Annotated in this window: 19 protein-coding genes; 7 read left to right on the plus strand and 12 right to left on the minus strand. The window is 33.6% G+C overall.

Features of this window, described 5'->3' with window-relative positions:
* The first annotated feature begins 119 nt into the window (after positions 1-119).
* Together dnaK and ABW637_RS09500 are read left to right on the plus strand one after the other, a co-directional pair.
* Entirely contained in the window at positions 120-2036 is a 1917-nt protein-coding gene (gene dnaK / locus ABW637_RS09495) for a molecular chaperone DnaK (protein ID WP_367584424.1), read from the plus strand.
* 136 nt (positions 2037-2172) lie between these two features.
* On the plus strand, positions 2173-3483 hold the full coding sequence (locus ABW637_RS09500) for a phenylacetate--CoA ligase family protein (RefSeq protein WP_367584425.1): 1311 nt from the start codon (positions 2173-2175) through the stop codon (positions 3481-3483).
* Between the two features lie 3 nt (positions 3484-3486).
* On the opposite strand, the gene ABW637_RS09505 is transcribed toward ABW637_RS09500, so the two are convergent.
* The 3 genes from ABW637_RS09505 to ABW637_RS09515 are packed head-to-tail and all read right to left on the minus strand — an operon-like array spanning position 3487 to position 6454.
* On the minus strand, positions 3487-4158 hold the full coding sequence (locus tag ABW637_RS09505; RefSeq protein WP_367584426.1) for a DNA alkylation repair protein: 672 nt from the start codon (positions 4156-4158) through the stop codon (positions 3487-3489).
* Between the two features lie 14 nt (positions 4159-4172).
* A complete protein-coding gene (ggt, locus tag ABW637_RS09510; protein WP_367584427.1) occupies positions 4173-5873 on the minus strand; it encodes a gamma-glutamyltransferase in 1701 nt (566 codons plus the stop codon).
* Positions 5870-6454, minus strand: coding sequence for an acyl carrier protein phosphodiesterase (locus ABW637_RS09515; protein WP_367584428.1), 585 nt, complete (start codon positions 6452-6454; stop codon positions 5870-5872). The genes ggt and ABW637_RS09515 overlap by 4 nt, the downstream gene beginning before the upstream one ends.
* 122 nt (positions 6455-6576) lie before the next feature.
* Between ABW637_RS09515 and glmM the strand changes: the two genes are divergently transcribed.
* Positions 6577-7965, plus strand: a complete 1389-nt coding sequence (gene glmM, locus ABW637_RS09520) for a phosphoglucosamine mutase (RefSeq protein WP_367584429.1) — start codon at positions 6577-6579, stop codon at positions 7963-7965.
* Positions 7966-8013: 48 nt separating this feature from the next.
* Here the strand turns inward: glmM and ABW637_RS09525 are convergent, their stop codons facing one another.
* From ABW637_RS09525 to ABW637_RS09535, 3 genes are all read right to left on the minus strand, one after another.
* Positions 8014-8919: a lysophospholipid acyltransferase family protein gene (locus ABW637_RS09525; RefSeq protein ID WP_367584430.1), complete on the minus strand. Its 906-nt coding sequence runs from the start codon at positions 8917-8919 to the stop codon at positions 8014-8016.
* Between the two features lie 64 nt (positions 8920-8983).
* Positions 8984-9889, minus strand: a complete 906-nt coding sequence (locus ABW637_RS09530; RefSeq protein WP_367584431.1) for a lysophospholipid acyltransferase family protein — start codon at positions 9887-9889, stop codon at positions 8984-8986.
* Between the two features lie 104 nt (positions 9890-9993).
* Positions 9994-10893 carry a lysophospholipid acyltransferase family protein gene (locus tag ABW637_RS09535; RefSeq protein ID WP_367584432.1) on the minus strand — a complete coding sequence of 300 codons (900 nt, stop codon included), beginning with the start codon at positions 10891-10893 and terminating at the stop codon, positions 9994-9996.
* A 135-nt stretch (positions 10894-11028) separates the two neighbouring features.
* On the opposite strand from ABW637_RS09535, the gene ABW637_RS09540 reads away from it, so the two are divergent.
* Positions 11029-11679: a rhomboid family intramembrane serine protease gene (locus ABW637_RS09540; RefSeq protein WP_367584467.1), complete on the plus strand. Its 651-nt coding sequence runs from the start codon at positions 11029-11031 to the stop codon at positions 11677-11679.
* Positions 11680-11743: 64 nt separating this feature from the next.
* On the opposite strand, the gene ABW637_RS09545 is transcribed toward ABW637_RS09540, so the two are convergent.
* Complete coding sequence (locus ABW637_RS09545; RefSeq protein WP_367584433.1) at positions 11744-12880, minus strand: redoxin domain-containing protein; 1137 nt, start codon at positions 12878-12880, stop codon at positions 11744-11746.
* A 367-nt stretch (positions 12881-13247) separates the two neighbouring features.
* On the opposite strand from ABW637_RS09545, the gene ABW637_RS09550 reads away from it, so the two are divergent.
* Positions 13248-15611 carry a GAF domain-containing protein gene (locus tag ABW637_RS09550; protein WP_367584434.1) on the plus strand — a complete coding sequence of 788 codons (2364 nt, stop codon included), beginning with the start codon at positions 13248-13250 and terminating at the stop codon, positions 15609-15611.
* A 45-nt stretch (positions 15612-15656) separates the two neighbouring features.
* On the opposite strand, the gene ABW637_RS09555 is transcribed toward ABW637_RS09550, so the two are convergent.
* Positions 15657-16826: a Pycsar system effector family protein gene (locus ABW637_RS09555; protein WP_367584435.1), complete on the minus strand. Its 1170-nt coding sequence runs from the start codon at positions 16824-16826 to the stop codon at positions 15657-15659.
* 56 nt (positions 16827-16882) lie between these two features.
* Here ABW637_RS09555 and ABW637_RS09560 point away from each other — a divergent pair, with 56 nt between their 5' ends.
* The gene (locus tag ABW637_RS09560; RefSeq protein WP_367584436.1) at positions 16883-20587 is read left to right on the plus strand and encodes a metallophosphoesterase; all 3705 of its coding nucleotides are present in this window, start codon (positions 16883-16885) and stop codon (positions 20585-20587) included.
* Between the two features lie 9 nt (positions 20588-20596).
* Here ABW637_RS09560 and ABW637_RS09565 read toward each other — a convergent pair whose 3' ends face one another.
* From ABW637_RS09565 to ABW637_RS09580, 4 genes are all read right to left on the minus strand, one after another.
* Complete coding sequence (locus tag ABW637_RS09565; RefSeq protein ID WP_367584437.1) at positions 20597-21475, minus strand: SdiA-regulated domain-containing protein; 879 nt, start codon at positions 21473-21475, stop codon at positions 20597-20599.
* Complete coding sequence (locus ABW637_RS09570; protein ID WP_367584438.1) at positions 21453-21905, minus strand: Dps family protein; 453 nt, start codon at positions 21903-21905, stop codon at positions 21453-21455. The genes ABW637_RS09565 and ABW637_RS09570 overlap by 23 nt, the downstream gene beginning before the upstream one ends.
* Before the next feature lie 93 nt (positions 21906-21998).
* Positions 21999-22553 (minus strand): NUDIX hydrolase, encoded by a 555-nt coding sequence (locus ABW637_RS09575; RefSeq protein WP_367584439.1) that lies wholly within the window; start codon positions 22551-22553, stop codon positions 21999-22001.
* Positions 22554-22615: 62 nt separating this feature from the next.
* On the minus strand, positions 22616-23707 hold the full coding sequence (locus tag ABW637_RS09580) for a M42 family metallopeptidase (protein WP_367584440.1): 1092 nt from the start codon (positions 23705-23707) through the stop codon (positions 22616-22618).
* A 152-nt stretch (positions 23708-23859) separates the two neighbouring features.
* On the opposite strand from ABW637_RS09580, the gene ABW637_RS09585 reads away from it, so the two are divergent.
* The gene (locus ABW637_RS09585) at positions 23860-24546 is read left to right on the plus strand and encodes a DUF4294 domain-containing protein (protein ID WP_445012718.1); all 687 of its coding nucleotides are present in this window, start codon (positions 23860-23862) and stop codon (positions 24544-24546) included.
* Positions 24547-25240: the final 694 nt, after the last annotated feature.

A 25240-nucleotide genomic window follows, 5' to 3' on the forward strand; every position in this document is an offset into this window, starting at 1 on the left:
AGATTTTATAGGAGTTAAGATAATTGTAATGACATCCTGTCAGACAGATTGTAATGGCATAATCATTGACCTTACAGCAATAAATTATTACGAACAATAGTATAACAATTTAGTATAAAATGAGTAAAATAATAGGAATAGACTTAGGGACAACCAACTCTTGTGTTTCTGTAATGGAAGGTAATGAGCCTGTAGTGATCCCTAATGCCGAAGGTAAAAGAACAACTCCTTCTGTAATTGCTTTTGTAGAAGGTGGAGAAATTAAAGTAGGTGATCCTGCAAAACGTCAGGCGGTTACTAATCCAACTAAGACTATCTCTTCTATAAAGAGATTTATGGGAAATAAATTCTCTGAATCTGCTAAAGAGGCTAAAAGAGCAGCTTACAAAGTTGTAAAAGGAGATAACGATACGCCACGTGTGGATATCGATGGACGTTTGTACACACCACAAGAATTATCTGCAATGACACTTCAGAAAATGAAGAAAACTGCAGAGGATTACTTAGGACAAGATGTTTCGAGAGCAGTAATTACTGTACCAGCATATTTTAATGATGCACAGCGTCAGGCTACAAAAGAAGCTGGAGAGATCGCAGGTCTTAAAGTAGAGAGAATCATTAATGAGCCTACTGCAGCAGCATTGGCATATGGTCTTGATAAAAAAGGTACCGATCAAAAAATCGTTGTATTTGATTTTGGTGGAGGTACACATGATGTATCTATCCTTGAATTAGGAGATGGAGTATTCGAAGTGTTATCTACAGATGGAGATACACATTTAGGAGGTGATGATGTGGATCAAAAGATTATCGATTGGTTAGCAGAAGAATTTAAGGCAGATGAAAATATGGATCTACGTGACGATCCTATGGCATTACAACGTCTTAAAGAAGCTGCAGAAAAAGCGAAGATAGAATTATCATCTTCTCCGCAGACAGAAATTAACTTACCCTATGTTACGGCAACTGCTAGTGGACCTAAGCACTTGGTAAGAACATTATCTAAAGCGAAATTTGATCAATTAATAGATGATTTGGTAAAACGTACTGTTGAGCCATGTCGTACAGCGCTTAAAGCAGCTGGATTGTCAACTAGTGATATCGACGAAATTATTTTAGTTGGTGGATCTACTCGTATCCCTGCTGTACAAGAAGCGGTAGAAAAGTTCTTTGGTAAATCACCAAGTAAAGGAGTAAACCCAGACGAGGTTGTTGCTGTAGGAGCTGCAATCCAAGGAGGAGTATTGACCGGAGATGTTAAAGATGTACTTTTATTAGATGTTACACCACTTTCTTTGGGTATCGAAACTATGGGTAATGTAATGACAAAGCTTATCGATGCTAACACGACCATCCCAACCAAGAAGTCACAAGTATTCTCTACGGCTGCAGATAATCAGCCATCGGTTGAGATTCACGTATTACAAGGTGAACGTCCTATGGCGGCAGATAATAAGACAATAGGTCGTTTTCACTTAGATGGAATTCCACCAGCACAGAGAGGAACACCACAGATCGAAGTTACTTTTGATATCGATGCCAATGGTATTATCAAAGTATCTGCTACAGATAAAGCTACTAATAAGTCTCAGGATATTCGTATCGAAGCTTCTTCAGGATTAACAGAAGAAGAAATCGAGAAAATGAAGCAAGAAGCTGAAGCAAATGCAGAGGCGGATAAAGCGGCAAAAGAAACTGCTGATAAACTTAATGAAGCTGATGGAATGATTTTCCAGACTGAAAAGCAGTTAACTGAGTTTGGTGAAAAATTATCTGATGATAAGAAAAAACCAATTGAAGATGCTTTGGAAGAATTGAAGAAAGCGTACGAATCTAAAGATCTTGCTGTGATCCAACCGGCTCTTGATAAAATCAATGAAGCCTGGAAAGTAGCTAGTGAAGAGATGTATAAGGCACAGGCCGAAGCACAGCAAAATGGACAACCAGGTCCAGATGCCGGAGCAGACCAGCCTGAATCTGACGGAGGTTCTGAAGGAAGTGATGTAGAAGATGTTGATTTCGAAGAAGTAAAATAATTACTACATATATCAACAAAAATGCGCAGCCAAAAGCTGCGCATTTTTTTTTACCTTTGTTTAGCACATAATTGGACCTTGATCGGTAAAACCATTATGGTTTTTTTGACTTATTTATAGTAATGGTAATACACTAATGGATCTATTACAAGTTTTTCGTAAAAATGCTTTTTGGTTTTACGATTTTTTAAGAGGATTTGATATCAGAAATCACTACCGTGATATCAAGCAAATTAATGAATTTCCTACATCAGAATTTTCTAAAAATAAAAAGGCAAAATATCTTAGTAATATTCTTAGTCATACTTTAGAAACCACTAAGTTCTACAAAACCTACGCTAAGGACACCCAACTTTCCGATTTTCCGGTGATCAATAAAAATTTGATTCGTGATAATTTTGATGACTTTAAATCTTCAAAATATAAAACTAAAAATTGTGTATTAGTTTCTACTAGTGGCTCTACCGGAGCACCTTTTTCGGTATTACAGAATATGAGTAAACGCTGTCGTAATACGGGAGATAATTTGTATTATTCAAAAAAATCTGGTTATGAAATAGGGTATGAGTTAGTGTACATAAAAATTTGGCCGGATCATATAAAACGCACTCTGTTTTCTAAAGATTGGATACAAAATATTGTACCACAAAGTGTCTTTAAACTTGAAGATGATACTATTGCCGAGTTTATTAAAAAACTAGAAGAGAGTACATCAAAAAAGAGTTTTTTGGGGTATGTATCTGCTTTTGAAAAAATATGCAAATATTTAGATAAAGTTAATGCTAAACCAATACAGTGCAACGTGCATTCTATTATAACCATTTCTGAAGGGTTGAATGCGTATACTCGCAATAGGATGCAAAAATATTTTGGTGTAGTTCCTGTATCACGATATTCTAATAACGAAAATGGAATTATTGCCCAGGAGGATGGCGATGATACACGTAGATTTATGATCAACCTGGCAAGTTACCATGTAGAAATCCTTCATCTTGATAAAGATATCCCTGTAACAAATGGTGAACGTGGTAGAATTGTAGTTACAGATTTACATAATTATGCGATGCCTTTAATACGATATGATACAGGTGATATAGGAAGTATGGATGTTGGCGAAAAAGGGGTACCTTTCTTAACATCTATAGAAGGAAGAAAACTTGACCTGATTTACAATACAAGTGGAGACCTGGTACCTTCTCATATTTCGTATAAATTATGCAAATATGGTGAATACAAACAGTTTCAATTGATTCAATATGGAGAAAAAGAGTATTTGATAAAACTAAATACAGATCAAAAGGTTGACGAAGAAAAAATGTTATTAGAGTATAAAGAGTATCTTGGACAAGATGCTAATATTACTATCGAATATGTTGATGAAATCCCTTTATTATCTTCGGGTAAACGCCGAGAGGTAATGAATACTTACCATTCTCAATTTAGGTAAGGTTTATTGAATTCTTTTTAAAGCCTCTTTTTCTGATAAAGGCTTTAATTTTGCAGAAGATACATAAAGCTGTACAGCTTCTGGATTTACTTTCGAGTATTCTCGTAAGGCCCAACCAATCGCTTTTCTGATAAAGAATTCATTAGAAGATTTGTGGTGATCACATAACGAAAACAATAACTGAGCATCAGTTTTATCTTTGTATCCTAACTGAAATAAAATAGCACTTCGGTTAAGCCACATATCTTTTGAAAGAGAAAATTTGGTAATAACCACTTGGGTTTGATCAGGAAATTGAAGTAAGTAGTTGCCCAAAATATGTTTTGCGATAAAGTCTACGGTATCCCACCAGGAATTGGTGGTGATCATTTTTTCAATAAAATAAATATCATCGACCTCGTATTTTTTTTTCAGAAAACGATCCACCAGCTCCATGGCGCAATAGTGAAGTTCGCGATGCAGGTCTTGATTTAAAGTATTAGCTATTTCAATAATAGTATCACGCGATAATTCATTTTTAAAATTATTGATAGTTTCTTTTAAAATAGTTTTTCTTACAGGAGCTTTTATTCCGTAATAGGAGAAAAGGTCTTTCATATAGGCTTCCATTGCCCTCGCTTGTTCTGCATCGGCATGGTTTTCAAACTTTGAAAGTAATTCGGTAATAAACTTCATGATTTTTTTATAATTTAAAATCCTACAGCGGTATCATCTCCTCGTTTATCGGCACCTCCTTCAAGGGTTCCATCGGGTAATACAAGAATACCTTCGACCTTACTGGTGATCTTAGATTCTTTTACATTTATAGTGTATCCTTTTGTCTCTACTTCATTTAGTAATTCCTGATCAAACAAATTGGGTTCGAAATATACTTCATCTGGTAACCATTGATGATGAAAACGCGGAGCATTTACGGCATCCTGCATCGTCATACCAAATTCTTTTACATTTAATATAGTTTGTAGGACAGAAGTAATAATCGTGGATCCCCCCGGGGTTCCTACAGACATCCAGAATTTTTCATCTTTTTCAATAATCGTCGGAGTCATAGAACTTAACATCCTTTTTTCGGGGGCTATAGCATTAGCTTCGGCACCTATTAACCCAAACATATTGGGTGTTCCTGGTTTGGCACTAAAATCGTCCATCTCGTTATTGAGGAAAAAACCTAATTCTGGGACATATAATTTAGACCCATAGGCGCCATTAAGAGTAGTAGTTACCGATATTGCGTTTCCAAATTGATCTACAATAGAGTAGTGGGTCGTTTCATCATTCTCATATCCCGGAATGTTACCACAACTAATATCTGAAGATGGTGTAGGTTTATCAAAACTAAAATCTTGCATTCTATCGGTTAAATAGTCTTTATCTAATAGAGTGTCTACAGGTATTTCAACAAAATCAGGGTCGCCTAAATAATAACTACGATCGGCGTACGCTCTTTTTTCGGCTTCTACAATAACTTGTATAGTTTTAAGCTGATTATGACCATAATTACTCAGATCATATGGCTCAATCATTCCCATAATTTGCGCCAAACAGATACCTCCGCTTGATGGTGGCGACATAGATATAACCGTTAAGTCTTTATACTTAAATCGTACGGGTTCTCTCCATTTAACTTCATACTTGTTTAAATCTTCTATGGTCATGATTCCACCATTATCTTGAATAAAATCAATCAACTTTTGTCCAGTTTCTCCTCTATAGAATTCATCCTTGCCATTTTCGATAATTCTAAGAAGTGTTTGCGCTAATTTTGGATTTTTTAAAGTATCATTTGCAGTATATCCTTTAAGAATAGGAATAGTATCTTTATTTACTTTATAAAAATATTCTTTATAATGTTCAAAGCGTTTTTCTTGTTTTTGTGTGATTACAAACCCTTTATGGGCAAGTTCTACAACAGGCATAAGAATATCCTGTATAGGTAGGGTGCCAAATTCTTTGTGTACTTCAAAAATACCGGCTATAGTTCCGGGAACTCCCGCTGCTGTTGCTCCATATTGGCTTTTTTCGGGAATAGGGTCTCCGTGTTCATCAAGGTACATATTCTTAGTAGCTGCAAGAGGTGCTTTTTCTCGATAATCTAAAGTTCCTGTCTCTCCATTGGCTTTTCTGTACACCATAAACCCTCCTCCTCCCAGATTACCCGCATAAGGATACGATACTGCAAGTGCCATTTCGGTGGCTACCATGGCATCAAACGCATTACCTCCATTCTTCATAATATCAGCACCAATCTTTGAAGCTTCTTCTCTTGCCGACACAACCATAGCATTTTGTGCTATAACACCTTTTACAGGCTTAGCTTTTTGTTCTTGATCGGTAGATGTTTTACATGAAAAACTTAATAAAAGAAATATGAAGTAGAATAGGTGTCTCATAATATTTTTATTTCACTTTTAGTATATAGTTTTAACTCTTCGAAAAAAGAGCGAAACTCAATATCAAAATCAGTATAATGTTCCTCAAGTTCAGTCACAGCAAGATTCATTTTTGATCGGTTCTTTGTTCTTCGGTTCATCCCGGATAACACATTGCCAATCCCAGAAATAGAAGCATAGCTAAGTAACCAATTATCTTGCTCCATATAGGGTAATAAAGTCTGAATTTGCTTGGGTAGGATCTCGTGATGTTGATGAAGTAAACTATAAAAATCCAAAGTGTATTCTTCTAATGGAATATCAGAATATTCTGTCCAGTTGGCAGCCAGAAAATGATCATATAAAATATCAACAATCACCGTACTATAATGCCGGTATTTAGGAAATAATCGAGAGACACTTTTTTTTACAATATCATGGGAATCAGTGAATGAATCAATTTTTCGATGCAATGTAATCCCTTGACTTATGCGTTCTGGATAGTCTAAAAACTTTTTTCCTTTAACAGAGTCTGCGATAAAATTACCAATTTTTAATTCAGGGTCTTCTCCAGAGAGATAAATGTGGGCTAAGAAATTCATTAGAGAAATTTACAATATTTTGATAAATATGTGCTGTTTTTGGGTAAACTTTAATGGTAAAGTTGTAGTAATCTTTTGTACCTCGTACATTTGCCATCAAACCAAACAATCAATATTATAAAATGACATTAATCAAATCAATTTCTGGAATTAGAGGTACAATAGGTGGCGCAGTAGGGGATAATCTTACTCCTGTGGATACAGTAAAATTTGCTTCGGCCTACGGTAGTTGGCTTAAAGAAGAGACAAACAAAAAACATCCTATTGTAGTTGTTGGGCGAGATGCTCGAATTTCGGGATCTATGATCCAGGAATTGGTAATGAATAGTTTGGTAGGATTAGGGATACATGTTATTGACTTAGGTCTTTCTACTACACCAACGGTAGAAGTAGCTGTTCCTATTGAAAAAGCAGATGGAGGAATTATTTTAACCGCCAGCCATAATCCAAAACAATGGAATGCCCTAAAACTTCTTAATAATAAAGGAGAGTTTTTAAATGCAGAGAACGGAAAGAAAATCCTTGATATAGCAGAAAATGATGCATATACTTTTGCCGAAGTTGATGATTTAGGGAGCATAACGGTTAATGATACCTATATTGATAAGCATATCGATGAAGTTTTAAATTTATCTTTAGTCAATGCAGATATAGTAAAAGGAGCCGGATTCAAAGTTGTTGTTGATGCAGTGAACTCTACTGGCGGTATTGCGATACCAAAACTTCTTAAAAAAATGGGAGTAGATGTGGTAGAATTATATTGCGAACCTACAGGTCATTTTCCGCATAACCCAGAACCTCTTAAAGAACACTTAACCGATTTGTCTGAATTGGTTGTAAAAGAGAAAGCCGATTTTGGCCTTACTGTTGACCCTGATGTTGATCGTCTAGCTTTTATGAGCGAGGATGGCGAAATGTTTGGAGAGGAATATACACTGGTTGCATGCGCAGATTTTGTATTAGGAAAAACCCCTGGTAATACAGTCTCTAATTTATCTTCGAGCAGAGCATTACGAGATGTTACGCAAAAGCATAATGGTACTTATGAAGCTAGTGCTGTAGGAGAAGTTAATGTAGTTGAATTAATGAAAGCCAATAAAGCAGTTATTGGTGGAGAAGGTAATGGAGGAATCATTTATCCAGAATCACATTATGGAAGAGATTCTTTGGTAGGAGTAGCCTTATTTCTTACTCATTTGGCAGAAAAGAAGTGTACCGTAAGTGAATTGCGAAATAGCTACCCATCTTATTTTATGAGTAAAAATAAGATACAATTGACCCCTGGTTTGGATGTCGATGGTATTTTGGCAGGTTTTCATAAAAAACATGCTTCAGAAGAAGTGTCTACTGTTGATGGTGTAAAAGTAGATTTTGAAGATTGTTGGGTGCACTTACGCAAAAGTAATACCGAACCGATCATTCGTATTTATACTGAAGCATTAAGTCAGGAAAAGGCAGACCAACTGGCAGAAGATACTATAGTAACGTTAAAAGAAATTGCAGGAATATAATACGTTTAGATTACCAGGTAGGCTATATTAGCTTACCTGGTATTTATGCTAATCTATAATCGCACCTTCTGGAGCTTCTGATTGGGCATTGCGATGTTTCCAACGTTTATGAGTCCAGAGATAATATTCGGGTTGTTCGCGTATCTGTTCTTCAAGCAATCGAAGATATTTTTTTATGGAATAAAATTTCTCTTCTTCTTTACTATTCTCGGTTATAGGGATGAATTTAACTTCATAATGTCCTCGTTTTACTTTTTTTACTTGAAGATATAACACAATAACGTCAAGTCGTTGTGCTAGAAATTCTCCTCCTAAAAAAATGGGTACTTTAATTCCCATAAAATCGGTCCAATACTTTGCATTATTAATTTTTGGGGATTGATCAGAGATCATACCATATGCACATACGTTATTTTCTTGCTTATCTTTAATAATCTGTCTGGCTACCTTGTGGCTGGCAATAAGCCTGGAGTTAAACCGTCCACGTATACGGTGTGCTAAACTGTCAAAATGCTTGTTTTTAATCTGTTTATAAATCCCTACGCAAGGATTTAGAGATACTAAGTCGATGGCATTAGACCATTCAAAACTTCCGTAATGTCCCATAAGGGCAATAATGCTTTTGTTCTTTTTTTCAAATTCATGAAACTCTTCGAGATTTACTACTTTATAACGTTTTATGAGTTCTTCTCTCGAAATAGAAAGTGATTTTGTCATTTCTAAAAACATATCACACATGTGCTTGTAGAATGTCTTGCGAATGGTTTTTATTTCTTTTTTAGATTTTTCGGGAAATACTAAGGTTAAGTTTTCTGTTACGGTACTTCTTCTGTAGCGTATTATATAATACGTTACAATATAGGTACAAGTAGAGAACATATAAAACAACCTCCATGGTAGTTTCGATATTCCTAAAATTATAGGGTAGGTGATACTATAAATTAATAATTGCATGAGCCGATTTGTTAAAAGCTAACAAAGGTAAACTTATTTATCAGTATCTCATTGGTAAGAGTTATTAATCTATTGTGGCACCTTCTGGGGCATGTGATAATGCATTACGATGTTTCCAGCGTTTATGCGTCCAAAGGTAATATTCGGGTTTGTTATGAATTTGTTTTTCTAGAATCCTAAGATAGCTTTTTACTATTGAATACTCTTCGCAAGCATTAGGATCATCGGCTATAGGAACAAAAGTAGCTTCGTAATATCCTCTTTTCAATTTTTCTACTTTCAGATAAAAAACCTTAGTACCTAAACGCTTAGCTAAAACCTCTGCACCTAAGAAGGTAGGCACTTTTACACCCATAAAATCTGTCCAATATGTTGCTTTATATATTTTAGGAGATTGATCGGCAGCTAGTCCATACATAAACACACCCTCCCTGTTTTTATCTTTGGTGATTTCTTCCATAGCATTCTTGGTGGTTACCACTCTAGATCCAAAACGTGCACGTATTCTACGCACCAACCTGTCAAAATATTTGTTTTCTATACGTTTATATACACCTACTGCTTGAATACCTGTTTGTATATCAACTACGTTGGCCCATTCATAACTAGCATAATGTGCCATAAATACCATCATGCTTTCTCCCTGGGCTTCTAATTCGTTAAGCATATCCAGATTAGTCACCTTAAAACGTTCCTTCATCTCTTCATTAGATATAGAAATCGATTTTATCATTTCTAAGAACATATCGCATAGATGTCGATAAAAATCTTTTCTAATCCTTTTGATTTCTTGGGGATCCTTATTCGGAAAAACTAATTTTAAGTTTTCGGCTACAGTTTTTTTTCTGTAACCAATGATATAATATATAAGAAAAAAGATACCAGTAGAAAATGCATAAAATAATCTCCATGGTAATTTTGAGATTAGCCATAAGAATGGATAAACTATACTATAAACAACTAATTGCATAAAATAGATGGGGTTTAAGCGCGAAAATACAGGTATTTGGTTAAAAATAAGTATTAAACGTTAAAAAAAACCAAATTCTCATAAATAGGATGTAGAATGAATCGCTAGTCTATAACCGCTCCTTTTGGGATTTCTGCATTACGATATTTCCAACGTTTATGAGTCCAAAGGTAATATTCGGGTTGGTTATGAATTTGTGATTCTAGTAGTCTAAGGTATTTTTTGGTAATGTAGTAATCTTCACAATCTTTTGGATTTTTGGTAATAGGTATAAACTCTGCTTCATAATACCCTCTTTTTACTTTTTCTACTTTGAGATATACTACAGGCATGTCCATTCGTTTTGCTAACTTTTCTCCTGCAGGGTAGACAGGAACTAGTATATCCATAAAATCTGTCCAGTATATGGTGTTTTTTAACCTTGGAGATTGATCGGTCACTAATCCGTACGCACAAAGTTTACCTTGTACTTTGTCTCGTGTGATTTCTCTAACGGTATTATGCTTAGAGATTAATCGGGCATCAAAGCGACCTCGTATTCTATTCACAAGCTGATCAAAATACGGGTTCGCAAGTTTTTTGTAAACACCAACTATAGGAAAACCACCTAGGAATTGCACTGCAATAGACCATTCGTAACTGGCATAATGAGCTATTAAGACCATAATACTTTTGTTATTTGATTCTAATGTTCTTAAAGTATCGGGGTTTAGGATTTTGAAACGCTTGCTTAGTTCCTCTTTTGATATAGATATAGTTTTTACCATTTCTAAGAACATATCACACATGTGTTTATAAAAACGTTTACGGATTTTATAAATTTCCTTTTTTGATTTTTTCGGAAAAACCAGCATTAGATTTTCTGTTACAGCTTTTTTGCGATAACCGATAATATAATATGTAACATAATATACTCCAGTAGAAAACATATAAAATAAAGGCCACGGTAATATAGAAATCACCCACAATATTGGATACACCAAACGATATATTAATAGCTGCATTGCGAATTATATTGAAGCCTACAAAGATAAAATTAATAGAACTTTTAAATCATAAACTTTTGCTAATAGCGCCGACCTAATTATTGCAATTTTTTTGAGTAAAAATATATGGTATATTTGAAGAAAATTGCATTTATGGGGAACCTTGATATTGTACTAATTATTATAATCGCGGCTAATATATTGATGTCATTAAAAGGGTTTAATGACTTTTCTTTTTTTGAACGGTACAAATTTAATATTGGAGGAATACGACGCGGAGAGCAGATACGTATGCTAACCTCGGGTTTTTTACATGTAGATACGATGCATCTCTTCTTCAATATGTTTACACTTTACTTTTTTGCTCCGGTAGTACTTGATTTCACAGGGAATGTAAAATTTTTGGTTATTTATTTTGGAAGTCTTTTGGTGGGAAATTTATTTTCTTTGTTTTTTCATAAGGATGAATATCATTACAGTGCTGTAGGAGCCAGTGGTGCTGTTTCAGGAATTATTTATGCAGGCATTTTATTTCGACCGGATATGAGTTTGTATTTGATGTTTATTCCAATCCCGATTCCTGCATATGTTTTTGGAATCGGATATTTATTATATTCTATTTTCGGAATGAAAAATCGAGTAGGTAATATAGGTCATGATGCGCATTTTGGTGGAGCAGTAGGAGGATATGTCATTACCTTGTTTTTGGCTCCTTGGCTATTTCAAGAAAATCCATTGATGATAGGTTTACTGGCAATACCCATTATTATTCTTTTTGTAATGCAAAGATTGGGCAAACTTTAAAATATAAATATAAAAAAACGGCCTCTTTTAAGGCCGTTTTTTCAAATTCTTAACTTATATAATTCTATAAAGCTTTTTCATCCAGTAATTCAGAAATTTTCTTTTCTAGAGCAGGTCCTCTTAAATTTTTAGCAATAACATTTCCGCTCTCATCTAAAATAAATGTGGCTGGTATAGATCGTACACCGTAGGCTCTTGCAATTGGGTCTTGCCAAAATTGTAAATTCGACACATGGTTCCAATCTAAGTTGTCATCTGCAATTGCTTTGGTCCAAGATTCTTGTTTCTTATCTAAAGAAACACCAATAATATTTAATCCTTTATTATGATATTTATTATATACACGTACTACATTTGGGTTTTCCATTCTGCATGGTTTGCACCATGATGCCCAAAAATCGATTATGGTAATTTTGCCCATCGATTCTTTTAAGGATAATTTTTTACCCTCGGGAGTAGGAGCAGAAAAATCTTCGGCTGTGCTACCAATATCTATTCTTTTTTGATTAGATAATGCAACTGCATTAGTAATAAGGCGATCTAAATTTTTACCTAATCTAGATGTTTTTAGAGTATCTGGTAATACATCATACTTTTCTTTTGCTTCTTTTGCTTTTACTGCTTTAAGATTTAAAAGATCGGTTAAAGCCATTACAGAAACTAAAGAATTGGTGTTTTTATCAGCAAGATCTTTTCTAAACTGTTTTTCTTCTTCAAGTAATTTTTCTCTTTGAGCTGCTATTCTTAGTGCCTTATCAGCTTCATTTAATTTTGAAGCTATTTGGTATTGATTGTTAAGTTTCACCTTTTCTTCGCCAAAAGATTTGATTGCATTAACATAACTAAAAAATAATTTGTTTTCAATACCACCTTCAATAATTGATGAACGCAGACTGTCTTTGTAAATCGTCATCTTGATGGGATTATTTTCGGCTAAAAATAATACGTTACCAGGAATATCCTTAAACGTTAAATAATTAAAATCGTTACTCTCTGGTGTAGGTAGGCTTACTCTAAATTGACCTTGTTGTACGGTTGCAGAATCAATAATTACAGGTCTGTTGGATTCACTAATAGCATTTACATATACTACGGTTCCATCCTCAAATCCCGCAACATCTGCAGTTATAGAGTATCCTTTTTCTTCTTTTTTACAGGCTGCAAGTAGAATAATTGTAACCAGTAATGCAATTCTTTTCATGGTATTTTGATTTAGTGTGGGTAAAAATACAGAATCCATCCTATATACTCCAAAAATTAACTTTTTGATGGGTAATTTGTTAAGTTCCTCTTAGGAAAGCGAGAAAAAAATGAGTTTTAGTGTAACAAAAACCTACTGTTTTCAGTCTTATATTTAATCGTAATGCTGTTAAAAGCTTGATTTGGCAATAATGGTTTTTAAAAAAGATGGTTGATTTCTTAGATTTTGAGTCTAAATTTTAAAACTTCAATCGTTTTAGTGTTAAACCTTGTTTTTAATCTATTAACATAATTTTAATTAATTGTTAATAGAATAGCATTATCAAAGGGTTTTATATTATTTTTGCATAACTAATAGATAAACTGATATGAAGGTGTTAGAGCAGGATTCTCCTTTAGATATATGGATTAGTTTTTCAAAGTTTTTTGAACAGTATAGAGAGTGCCTTAAAAGTGATAATGAACTTTTAAGAAACCGTGCTGAGCATATATTAGCTGTAGTTAATGAATATCCTGAGCTAGATGAAGGTATAAAAGAAGAAAAAAGAGTAATAGAATTACTTCCTCAAATCGATCTTATTCTAGAAGATTCATTCCCTCAAGTGCTACAACAGAATGAGATAAAAATAGCAACAATACCCTTTCATAATACAGTATTAAAATCTACACAACGTTATCAAAATATTATAAAAGTAGCAGGAGAAGATTTCGAACCTCAAATCAAAAATTTAGACGAAGACCATTATTATATAATGGGATGTAGTATGATTTTAGGAAGCTACTATGGATATAATATAGATTTTAGAAGACCTTTCTTTTATGATATCCCCGATGCAATGGGGATAATGAGGCACTATAGAATTATGTATAATGGTGATTTTATTGATATCATCAAGACCGATAAAGCCAAAGATATTACAGACGAAGATGTAGCCGAGTTATTAGATAATTTTGATAATATCGATATCTGGAAAGAAAAGTTTCCTCCTCATAGCTGGATTTTTAAAGGTGTCGTACTTGCAAATATGTTTGATGTGACCACCGATGTTTCATTATCAGATTTTAAAACTAGTTTAATTCGATATGATAAAACCAAAGGTGATTTTGTAGATAGTTTTCAAGAGATTTTTAGAGCTATTTTTAATCTGCATGAAATTAAAGTAGGGTTCTCTAATTATTATGAAGAAGATCAGATATTTGAACGTGTACCCTTTAAAAATATAGATAGTTATATTCTTTATGATCAATATTCAGATAATTGTAAAGAAGCCCTTTGTAAAGGGACTTATCATTTTCTGTTTGATAAATCGACCTATTTTGCTATTTCTGATGTAAAAAAATATCAAAAGTCTACTCCCGAGGAGAAGATGTATAAGAATTTGGTTGCCCAGGATATTAATAGTGCGATTATTGCACCTATAAAAAGTGAAGGAAAGTTATTGGGGATTCTTGAAATCGTTTCACCTAATGTTCAGGAGTTAAATAGTATTAATGCCAATAAATTACAAGATGTAATGCCATATTTGGTAGATTCTGTTCTTCGCTCTAAGGCAAAAGCTGAAAATGAATTAGAGTTAATTATCCAACAGGAATGTACTTCGATTCATCCAAGTGTTCAGTGGAAGTTTAGGAAAGAAGCAAGACGTTTTATGCGTGCCATGGTTGAAGAAAAACCGGTGTCTTTTAAAGAAGTGGTTTTTGAAAATGTATACCCATTATATGGGCAAATTGATATAAAAGGTTCCTCTGAAGCACGTAATCAAGCGATTCAAAAAGATTTAGTTTTACAACTCAGAGGTATTTCTAAAGTAATAAATAAAGTGTTAGAGTCTGATCCTTTGCCTATTTATGAGCAGTTAGAATATAGAACAAATCGATATATTAATTCAACTACAGAGCAATTACAAGTTGATAGCGAACAGAAGATTATAAACTTCATTCAAAAAGAAATTACACCACTATTTAAACATCTTAATAAAAAAAATAGTGAGCTAGATGCACTTATAGAGGAATATAATCAAATGCTGGATAAAGGCATTAAAACTGTATATAAACATCGTAAGGCTTATGATGAATCGGTAATGCTTATTAATAAGAAGATGGCCGCTTTATTGGATCAAAAACAAGATGAAGCTCAAGGAATGTACCCTCATTATTTTGAGCGATTTAAATCTGATGGAGTAGAACATAATATGTATATAGGTGAATCTATTACCAAGCAGGACAGTTTTAATAAGGTGTATTTATACAACCTTCGATTATGGCAGTTACAGGTAATGTGTGAAATGGAAAATGCATATTATCAAATGAAAAAAGATTTACCCGTAGCATTAGATGTAGCATCCATGGTATTAGTATTTAATACATCTTTATCTGTGAGATTTAGAATGGATGAGAAGCGTTTTGATGTAGATGGCACTTATAATGCAAGATACGAGGTAGTAAAAAAGAGAGTAGATAAATCTATGATAAAAGGGACAGATCAACGAGTTACCGAAAAAGGTAAATTGGTCATTATCTATTCTCAACGCTCTGATGAAACAGAATATATCAAATATCTAAATTTCTTGCAGTCTAAAAATTACCTAGAAGATGAGATAGAAGTCGTAGAGCTAGATGATCTGCAAGGTGTTACCGGGCTTAAAGCACTTCGTGTAAATATTTTATATCACAAAAATGAGCAGGATAAAGAGTTTTATACCTACGAAGATCTTATGAAAGAACTTAATTAAGTCAAAACTTTACACTTTAGCGGTAATCCAAAAACATGTAGCTTATTATTGTAGTGTATTAAAAGCAATTACAAAAGAAACCACAGACGAAACAATTCCTATGATAAAGACGGTGTAGGTGATTCTTAATATTTTATACTTTTTGTGTAATACTTTACCTAAAAAATAAAGATCTTTTATCATCGTATCATAAATGTAATCTTTATCATCCATTAGTTCATGCATGGCCCATTTATACTCCTCTAATGGCATTTTATGAAAATTACCGAAGAACAATAAATTTACTTTCTTCTCTTCAATTTCTTTTCTGGTAAACTCACCACTAGTTACATTAGGTCGTGTTGCCAATACTGATAATACAATAGATATGATACTAAATATTAAAAAAATCAAAGTGGGGTATATTAGATATTGATTGGATGGATTATCTAATTTAGGAATCAAATTAGACAAAGCAAGTGATATGATAATGGCGTTTACAGAAAGTAGGATGTTGGCCTTTGTATCTGCTATATCACTTAATTTAAGATGATTTCTTAAGGTAACTCTAAATAGAGTTTGTATTCCCTTTTCTGGACTTTCTTCTTTCTCTTTTTCTTTTCTCTTTTTCTTTTCTTTCTTTATTCTAGACTGCTCCTTAAGCATTTTGGCTAAATTTTCTTCTTTTTTAGGAGCCCACTTTTCTTTGGCATAATCGGTATAATAACGATGCTTATTCTGAAACAAATCTATATTTGCTTTAAGCCATTGCGCAGTATTTAAATCCTTAACATCATTTAATTTAAATTCTTTTCTTAAAAGTTCACTAGTCTCACCATAGTAATCTTTTGCAAAGTGAGAAGCATCTGCATCTCTAATAATCTCTTCCATTAGGTCAACAGGTTCATGCTCCATTTTGGTTGCCATAATCTGTTTAGAAACCTTATCAATGATAGCTTTAGGAGCGTTTTGCTTTGATAAAAAATCTGTAGCAATCTCTACACTATGTTCTTCATGGTTTTTAGAGCTTTTAGAATACCCCGTATCGTGTAGTAACGCTGTTAACAATAAAACTTCTTTATCTTCATTAGAGATATTGATGCTATCAATAATTTCTTTTGTACTTTTAAATACTCTTTTGGTGTGGTCGTGATTATGATATATACATGAGTTCGGAAGTTCTTTGTCAAAAAGCTCCGAAACAAAGTGTTCTGTTTTTTCTAATAAGGAAGACATATTTGTTATTTTTCGGTAACCAAAATAATTAAAAAAAAGAGATTGTACTCCAAACAATGAATAAATATAATAAGATTCTAATTATTTGTACTGCATTACTGGTAAGTTCATGCGCTACGTATTCTCCTAAGTATAAAGTCGAAAATTTTACTAAAACATTACCAGTAAAAAAAATTGATAAAACATTTTATCTAGTTGGAGATGCAGGTTATGCTAAATTAAATGAAAGCACAAAGGGGTTAACTATTCTTGAAAAAGTAATGGATACTGCTAAAACCAAAGACGATTACTTGATTTTTTTAGGAGATAATATTTACCCCAAAGGAATGCCTATAAATGAATCCTCAGAAAGAGCTTTGTCAGAACATCGGATTAATGCTCAAATAGATGCAGTAAAGGGCTTTGATGGTAATGTGGTTTTTATTCCTGGCAATCACGATTGGTATAATAATGGAGTAGTAGGACTAAAGAGAGAAGAAAAGTACGTTAACCAAAAATTAGGTAACAAAGAATCTTTTTTACCTTCTAATGGATGTCCTATAGAAAGTGTTAAGGTTAATGATCAAGTACATTTATTGATTATAGATTCCCAATGGTATCTGGCAAATTGGGATAAAAACCCTACAATCAATGATGATTGCGAAATTAAGACTAGAGAAAAATTCTTTCAGGAGATCGAAGGAGAGTTCAAAAAGCATAGTAAAAAGACTATTTTGGTTGCGATGCACCACCCTATGTTTACCAATGGACCCCATGGAGGGAAATATAGTTTTGATAAGCATATTTTTCCTTCAAAGAAGAAAATACCCCTTCCGATATTAGGAACATTGGCGGTTCAAATTCGTTCGCAAGGTGGAGTTACAGCGCAGGATTTGTCTAATGCTCATTACAACAGGTTTATGAGAAGATTATCTACTATTGCAAGAGGTGTCGATAGAGTTGTTTTTACATCGGGTCACGAACATTCTTTGCAGTATATTGATAATGATGGATTAAAACAAATTGTTTCTGGTTCTGGATCTAAGGTCTCATCTGCTTCTTTGGGTAAATATGGATTATTCTCATATCCAGGACAAGGGTTTGCAGTACTGGATGTGTTTACCGATGGATCTTCAAATGTACGCTACTATGGTAATGAAAATGGAACTCCCAAACTAGTCTATCAAACCGAAGTGCATCCGAAAGAAGAAGAATTTGATTTTAGTGGGGTTGCTTCCTCTTTTGATAAAGAAGTTTCTGGTTCAATCTATACTAAAGAAGAAGTCGAAAAATCTGGATTTCATAGACTGCTGTGGGGAGATCATTATAGAAATGTTTACGGAAAAAACATTAAAGTGCCAGTGGCTACTCTAGACACATTAATGGGAGGTTTTACAATTGACCGACAAGGAGGAGGACAGGTAACCAGATCATTGCGTCTTGTTGATAGCTTGGGTAGACAATACAGCCTAAAAGCAATGCGTAAGAGTGTTACACAGTTTTTACAAAAAGGAGCGTTTAAATACACTTATGTCGATGATGATTTTGATGATACCGTAACAGAAAGTGTGCTTTCTGATTTTTATACCTCTAGCTATCCATATGCGTTTTTAGCGGTCGGTGGTTTAGCCGATGCTATTGGAGTGTATCATACAAATCCTAAACTATACTATGTCCCTAAGCACCCTGCGCTGGGTAAATACAATGAAAACTTTGGTGATGAAATCTATTTTCTAGAAGAAAGGCCGATGAAAGAACACGATCAGGAAATGTCATTTGGAAAACCTGATGATATCGAGAGTACAGATGATTTGTTGAGTAAATTGAGAGAAGATGAAGAATATCAGGTAGATGAAAAGAGTTATATAAGAGCCAGGTTGTTTGATATGATTCTTGGCGATTGGGATCGTCATCCAGATCAATGGAGGTGGTCGCAATTTAATACCGAAAATGGTAAAATATTTAGACCCATACCCAGAGATAGAGATCAAGTCTTCTGTAATTATGATGGTGCGATTTTAAGTATTTTAAAATTTGTATCTCCCTTATCCCGTAAGTTTCAGGTATACGATGATGAGCTTAAAAAAGTTAGATGGATAAATCTGTCAGGAATGCGATTGGATAAAGCATTGATTCAAAATTCTGGAAAGGAAATATGGTTAGAAGAAGCTAAATATATTAAAGAAAACCTTACCGATGTAGATATTGAAGAGGCTTTTAGTACTATTCCTGCCGAGCTTCAGGATGATACGATCAAAAAAATCAAAGGATTTCTTAAAGCGCGAATAGATAAAATCGAAGGTATTGCCGATCGTTATGCTACATATCTTTCTAAGTATGTTATTATCAAAGGAACTGATAAAGATGATCTTTTCGAAATTCTAAGAGAAGATAATAAGACAAGAATCAAGGTTTCCAGAATTAAAGATGGTAAAGCACAAAAACCTTACATTGATAAGGTGTTTGTTACCAAAGAAACAAAAGAAATTTGGATCTATGGATTGGATGATGATGATGAATTTGTTGCAAAAGGAAAAGGTAAAAATCCGATAAGGATTAAAATTGTTGGGGGGCAAAATAATGATGTCTATACTATAGAGAACGGAAGGAAAATCAAAGTATATGATCATAAATCTAAACCTAATACCATAAAGAAAAAAGGTGGGGCAAAATTTAGATTTAGTAATATCTATAATTATAATGTATATGATTATAATAAGTTTATCAATAAAACCAATGTTATTGCTCCCTTTGTTGGGTTTAATCCAGATGACGGACTTAATATAAATCTTACCGATACCTATACTGTAAATGGGTTTAAAAATGATCCATACCATAGCAAACATAGGTTTAGTGCTGCCTATTATTTTCAGACAGAAGGGTATGATTTGGCGTATTCTGGTGAATTTATGAACGCACTGGGTAACTGGAATTTTTTATTAAGCGGAAAATATACCAGTGAAAATTTTGCTCAAAACTTTTTTGGATTTGGAAATGGTAGTAATAATGAAGATGATGTGCTAGGTCTGGATTATAATAGAGTAAAGATTGGTACATGGGCATTTGGACTGGGGATTTCTAAGAATGGTAATTATGGTTCTCAGTTTTCTCTAAAAGCCAACTTCGAAGGAATTGAAGTACAAGATACTCCCAATAGAATTATAACTTCTGAGTTTGATTTTTTAACCGGAGATCCTGATTTTTTTGAAAGGAAGTTTTTTACAAATTTAGATGTACACTACAAGTTCGAGAGCTATGATAATGCCATAAACCCAACCCGTGGGATGCTATTTAGTTTGCAAACCGGAGCAAGAATGAATGTAGAAGATACAGATAGAACCTATGGGTATATTATTCCTAAACTTGGCTTTTATAATGCGATAACTAGAAATAGAAAATTAGTACTTAAAACAGATGCAATCGCACAGGTAAATATAGGAGATGGTTTCGAATTTTATCAAGGAGCCACTTTAGGTGGATTTAATGGGCTACGTGGATATAGAGAAGAGCGTTTTACCGGAGAAAGCGCATTAGCATTTAGTGGAGATCTGCGATATAGTTTTAATAAGTTTAAAACCGGTTTGCTACCCTTACAAATAGGGATATTTGGAGGGTATGATATCGGTAGAGTCTGGTATGACGATGAGGATTCAGATACATGGCATGATTCTATAGGCGGAGGACTATGGATTAATGCCGTAGATACTATAGGCGGGCAATTAGGACTGTTTAATAGTGATGATGGATTACGATTTACGTTTGGTTTTGGGTTAGATTTTTAAAATCGGTTACTAATCAAATCGATATTCGTAGAGACCAGCTTTTTTATGCTTCATTTTTTCATCTGTTATATATAGAATAGAGTCATTTTTGAAACAGATGCCTTCTTTTTGTGAATAATGATTCAATTTTATCTTTTTAATAGTGCCATCAAATAAATTGTTTGGTGTAAAATCTGAAAGCACGAATAGCTTATTATAAGTCAATAAAACTATTTTGTTTCTACTTCGATTAATAGTTGCTCCAGTAATAAAACAATCGTTTGGGTCGTCACAGGTATCGTAGGAACCGATTAATTGAGCAACATGCTCACCTGATACCGCTGGTAATTTATATAGTTTAGTAGTCCCGGTAAATTTAGAACTTCGGTTTTTTGTGAATAGATATAAACTTCCGTTTAAATAAATAAAAGCTTCTACATCAAAATTGAGGTTCTTTTTTTTAGGAGGAAATTTCTTTTGATCTTCAAAAGTAAATTTAATCGTAGATACAGAAATATCATTAGATAAAATTCCCGAAACTTTGAAAACTCTTAAATCTTTTCGTTGATTATGATTGTTTCCAAAATCACCGATGTAGATATTGTTTTCTTGATCATAGGCCAAATCTTCCCAATCTGTATTTTTAGCTCCTTTGATTTTAATTTTAGATGCAATTTTTCCTTCTTCGTTTATGGCGAATAAAGTATTATCGTTACCAGAATCATTTATAGCATACAATGTACCATTATTAGGTAACTTAGCAATACCAGATATTTCATGAACCGCATTCGGAAGAGCATGAATTTTAATGAAATTAGTTGATTCATTCTTTTGACAACTAACCGTTATAGTTATCAAAAGAATGAAAAATGTTAGTTTCGATATTTTAATTTCGTTGATTCCAGGCATTAAGCATCCAACTGGTTTTCTCAAGCTCTCCAATATAAGTTCCCGTTATATCAAGTGTTCCATCATCTTTAGCATCATCTGCTTTTTCAGCTACTTTTTTCAGCTGATTCAAAAGCGTGTCATGATCTTCTAAAACTGCAGAAACCATTTCGTGATCAATAAGATTGGTTTCAGATTCTTTAATACTAGAGTGTTTTAGATAAGAGCTATAATTACTAAATGGTTTGGCTCTAAGCGTTAATATTCTTTCTGCAATTTCGTCAATTTTTAGCTTTGCATCTTCATAAAGTTCTTCAAATTTGAGATGTAACTCAAAAAAATGCGAACCAGTTATGTTCCAATGAAAATTTCTGAGCTTCTGGTAGTACATGTGGTAATCTGCTAAAAGTATATTTAGACTAGCTATCGTTTCTTTATTTGAATAAGTCATAGTTTTTGTTTATTGATTTTTATTTTTCAATACAAAATTACTATAATTAAATAGTATATATTCAAGTTATGATAGTTTGTTGTAATAGAAGTATTATGGTAATCGATTCTTAATTTCGTTGATAATAAAAGTATAATAAGCTGTGTCATGGGGCACATATTCTTTACTGCGAATTGTATCTTTGAGAGCACTTTTTAAAGTATCGATTTCAAGTAAAGAAACATCTGCTACTTCTTCCTTCTGAAGCGTAAGTGTTTCAATAGAGCTATTCAATTTTGATACATAGATATGATGAAATTCGTTATCGAATAGATCAGGCTTGGGGACTTTTTGACCCAAGTATGTTCCGATAAACTCCAGATCATCTTTCGAGACTGTAAGACCAATCTCTTCGTTAATTTCTCTAATTGCAGAATCTTCTGTAGATTCTCCTGCACCAATATGACCCGCCACAGAAACATCCCACAACCCAGGAAAGGTATCTTTGTCATCAGCTCGTTTTTGAAATAGAATTTCTCCGTCTTCAGTATAAAACCAGATATGAACACTAGCGTGATAGAGTCCTAATGTATGAGCTTCAGATTTAAGCCTGATTTTCCCAGTAGGTTTTCCCGTCTTGTCTAATATGTCTATAAGTTCATCAGCCATGTTTTAAAAATAAAAAATCCTGCTGTAATAGCAGGATTTATATATAAAATTATTGAATAGGTCTATTTTTTGAAATAACTAAAAGTTTCTCCGGATTTAATATTCAGTAAACTTTCATAGATCAGCTTTATCACATTTTCTACATCGTCTCTGTGTACCATTTCTACGGTGGTGTGCATATAACGAAGAGGTAATGAGATTAGAGCAGAGGCAACACCACCATTGCTGTATGCAAATGCGTCGGTGTCTGTACCTGTCATCCTGCTGGATGCCATACGCTGAAAAGGTATTTTTTTATCTTCTGCAGTATCAATAAGTAGTTCTCTCAATCTATTCTGAACCGCTGGAGCATAAGAAATTACAGGGCCATCTCCAATTTTGGTTTCACCTTGAGTTTTCTTTTCGATCATTGGGGTAGTGGTGTCATGGCAAACATCGGTAACGATGGCTACGTCTGGTTTGATAGTGTGAGTTATCATTTCTGCACCTCTAAGGCCTATTTCTTCCTGTACAGAATTGGTGATGTATAGGCCAAACGGAAGTTTCTTTTTATTCTCTTTAAGTAAACGAGCCACTTCGGCTATCATAAAACCTCCCATACGATTATCCAATGCACGGCACACAAACTTGTCCTTATTCAGAATAAAAAATTCATCAGGGTAGGTGATTACACAACCGACATGTACTCCCAGTTTTAGAACTTCTTCTTTTGTGGTACACCCGACATCGATACAAATATTATCAAGTTTAGGAGCTTCTTCTTTGCCAGCCTTTCTGGTATGTATAGCAGGCCATCCAAAAACACCTTGCACAATACCCTTTTTGGTGTGTATGTTTACTCGTTTCGAAGTAGCAATCTGGTGATCACTCCCTCCGTTTCTAATAACATAAATAAGTCCATTGTCTGTAATGTAATTCACATACCAGGATATCTCATCCGCATGCCCTTCAATAACAACTTTGTATTTTGCCTTTGGGTTAATAACGCCTACTGCAGTTCCATAAGTGTCGGTAATAAAATCGTCAACATATGGTTTTAGATAATCCATCCATATTTTTTGCCCTTCCCATTCATATCCTGTTGGAGCGGGATTATTTAAATATTTTTCAAGAAATGTTATCGACTTTTTGTTTAGTATGCTCTTTTTAGCCATAGTATTTAGAAGTGTATTTTTGTTTTTTTACGAAATTAACAATATTCACATAGATTTCACGGTTTAGAATCTGTTAATTATTAATTTTGAAGTAAATTTAGAAGACCTCATAATCTATTATGTTTAAATATTTGCCTTATATAGTGTTAACGATGCTAAGTTCCCTGCTTTATGGACAAGGGAGAGATCAAAAATGGATGGATACTTCAAAAGTTGATACGACCAGATTTGTTCAATATTATATTGTCGAAGGGGATACAATTCCGCACGAAGCTATTGATCTGGATGAAGTTGTTATTCTTGGAAGATTAAAATTTAATGATAGACTTGCCCGAAGAAAATATCTGATACTACGACGAAAAACTCGTAAAGTATATCCATATGCAAAACTTGCTTCCGAGCGATTAACTACTTTAAACGAAAGGTTAGAGGGGATTAATTCAAAAAGATCAAAAAGAAAATACATAAAACTACTCCAGAAATATTTAGAGGAAGAATTTACGGCAGAGCTCAAAAAACTTACCCGTACCGAAGGCCAGATTTTAGTAAAGCTAATCCATCGCCAGACAGGTAAAACCATGTTTAAGTTAGTAAAAGAGTATAGAAGCGGCTGGAGAGCCTTTTGGTATAATAATACAGCGAAGCTTTTTAAAATTTCACTCAAAAGAGAATATGATCCTATTAATATAGAAGAAGATTACTGGATCGAAGATATATTACAACGAAGCTTTCAATCTAATATTCTCGAAGAACAAAAAACAGCTTTAGACTTTAGCTTTTACGATTTACGTAATAAATGGACAGATACAATTAGCCCTCCATCATCAGGAAAGAATTAATTTTGGGTATTACTACACCATAAAAAGGTGCGGTCGGGCTATCTGCTATATCTTTTTTTAACCGTATTCCAATTTTAAACCATATGCAGAGTCTGTCGAAGTATATGGTTTAGAAAGATTAGCTTGTCCTGAGCCTAGTCGAAGGGCTATTATCCCTAATACATTAAGAGTATTGTATATGCTTGTGCTATGCAAATTAGATGAAATTTGTAAAAAAATGTATTCTCAGCTTAATAAATTTTCTTATCTTCGTTTTCTATCTTTTTTAAAATCAGGGCTTTTCTTATTTCTTGAAAAAATTTCTAAAAAAAGATGTTACGTTTGAATTAAATTGATGTATGTTTGCACCCGCAAAACGAGATATGTTTTCAAAAGTTCATTGAAGATTGATTTATAGAATAGGAGTTAAAAAAACTTTGTAAAAAGTTCTTGTCAGAACAAAAAAAGGTTGTACGTTTGCACCCGCAAAACGAGATAGGTTTTCAAAAGTTCATTGATAAGATTTGTTTTAGAAATAGAGTTAATTTTTTTTCTAAAAAATAAATCAAAAAAAACTTTGCAGAAATAAAAAGGGTTGTATATTTGCACCCGCTTTGAGAGATAAGCGACGTTCATAGGAGTATTAATTACGATGGTTTGGGAGTGTTTAGGATACTTTTTTAGGGTTCGATTCCTTAGGTAATAGCAAGAGTAG

This window comes from Aquimarina penaris (assembly GCF_040786285.1).
In the GTDB taxonomy this organism is placed as follows: Bacteria; Bacteroidota; Bacteroidia; order Flavobacteriales; family Flavobacteriaceae; genus Aquimarina.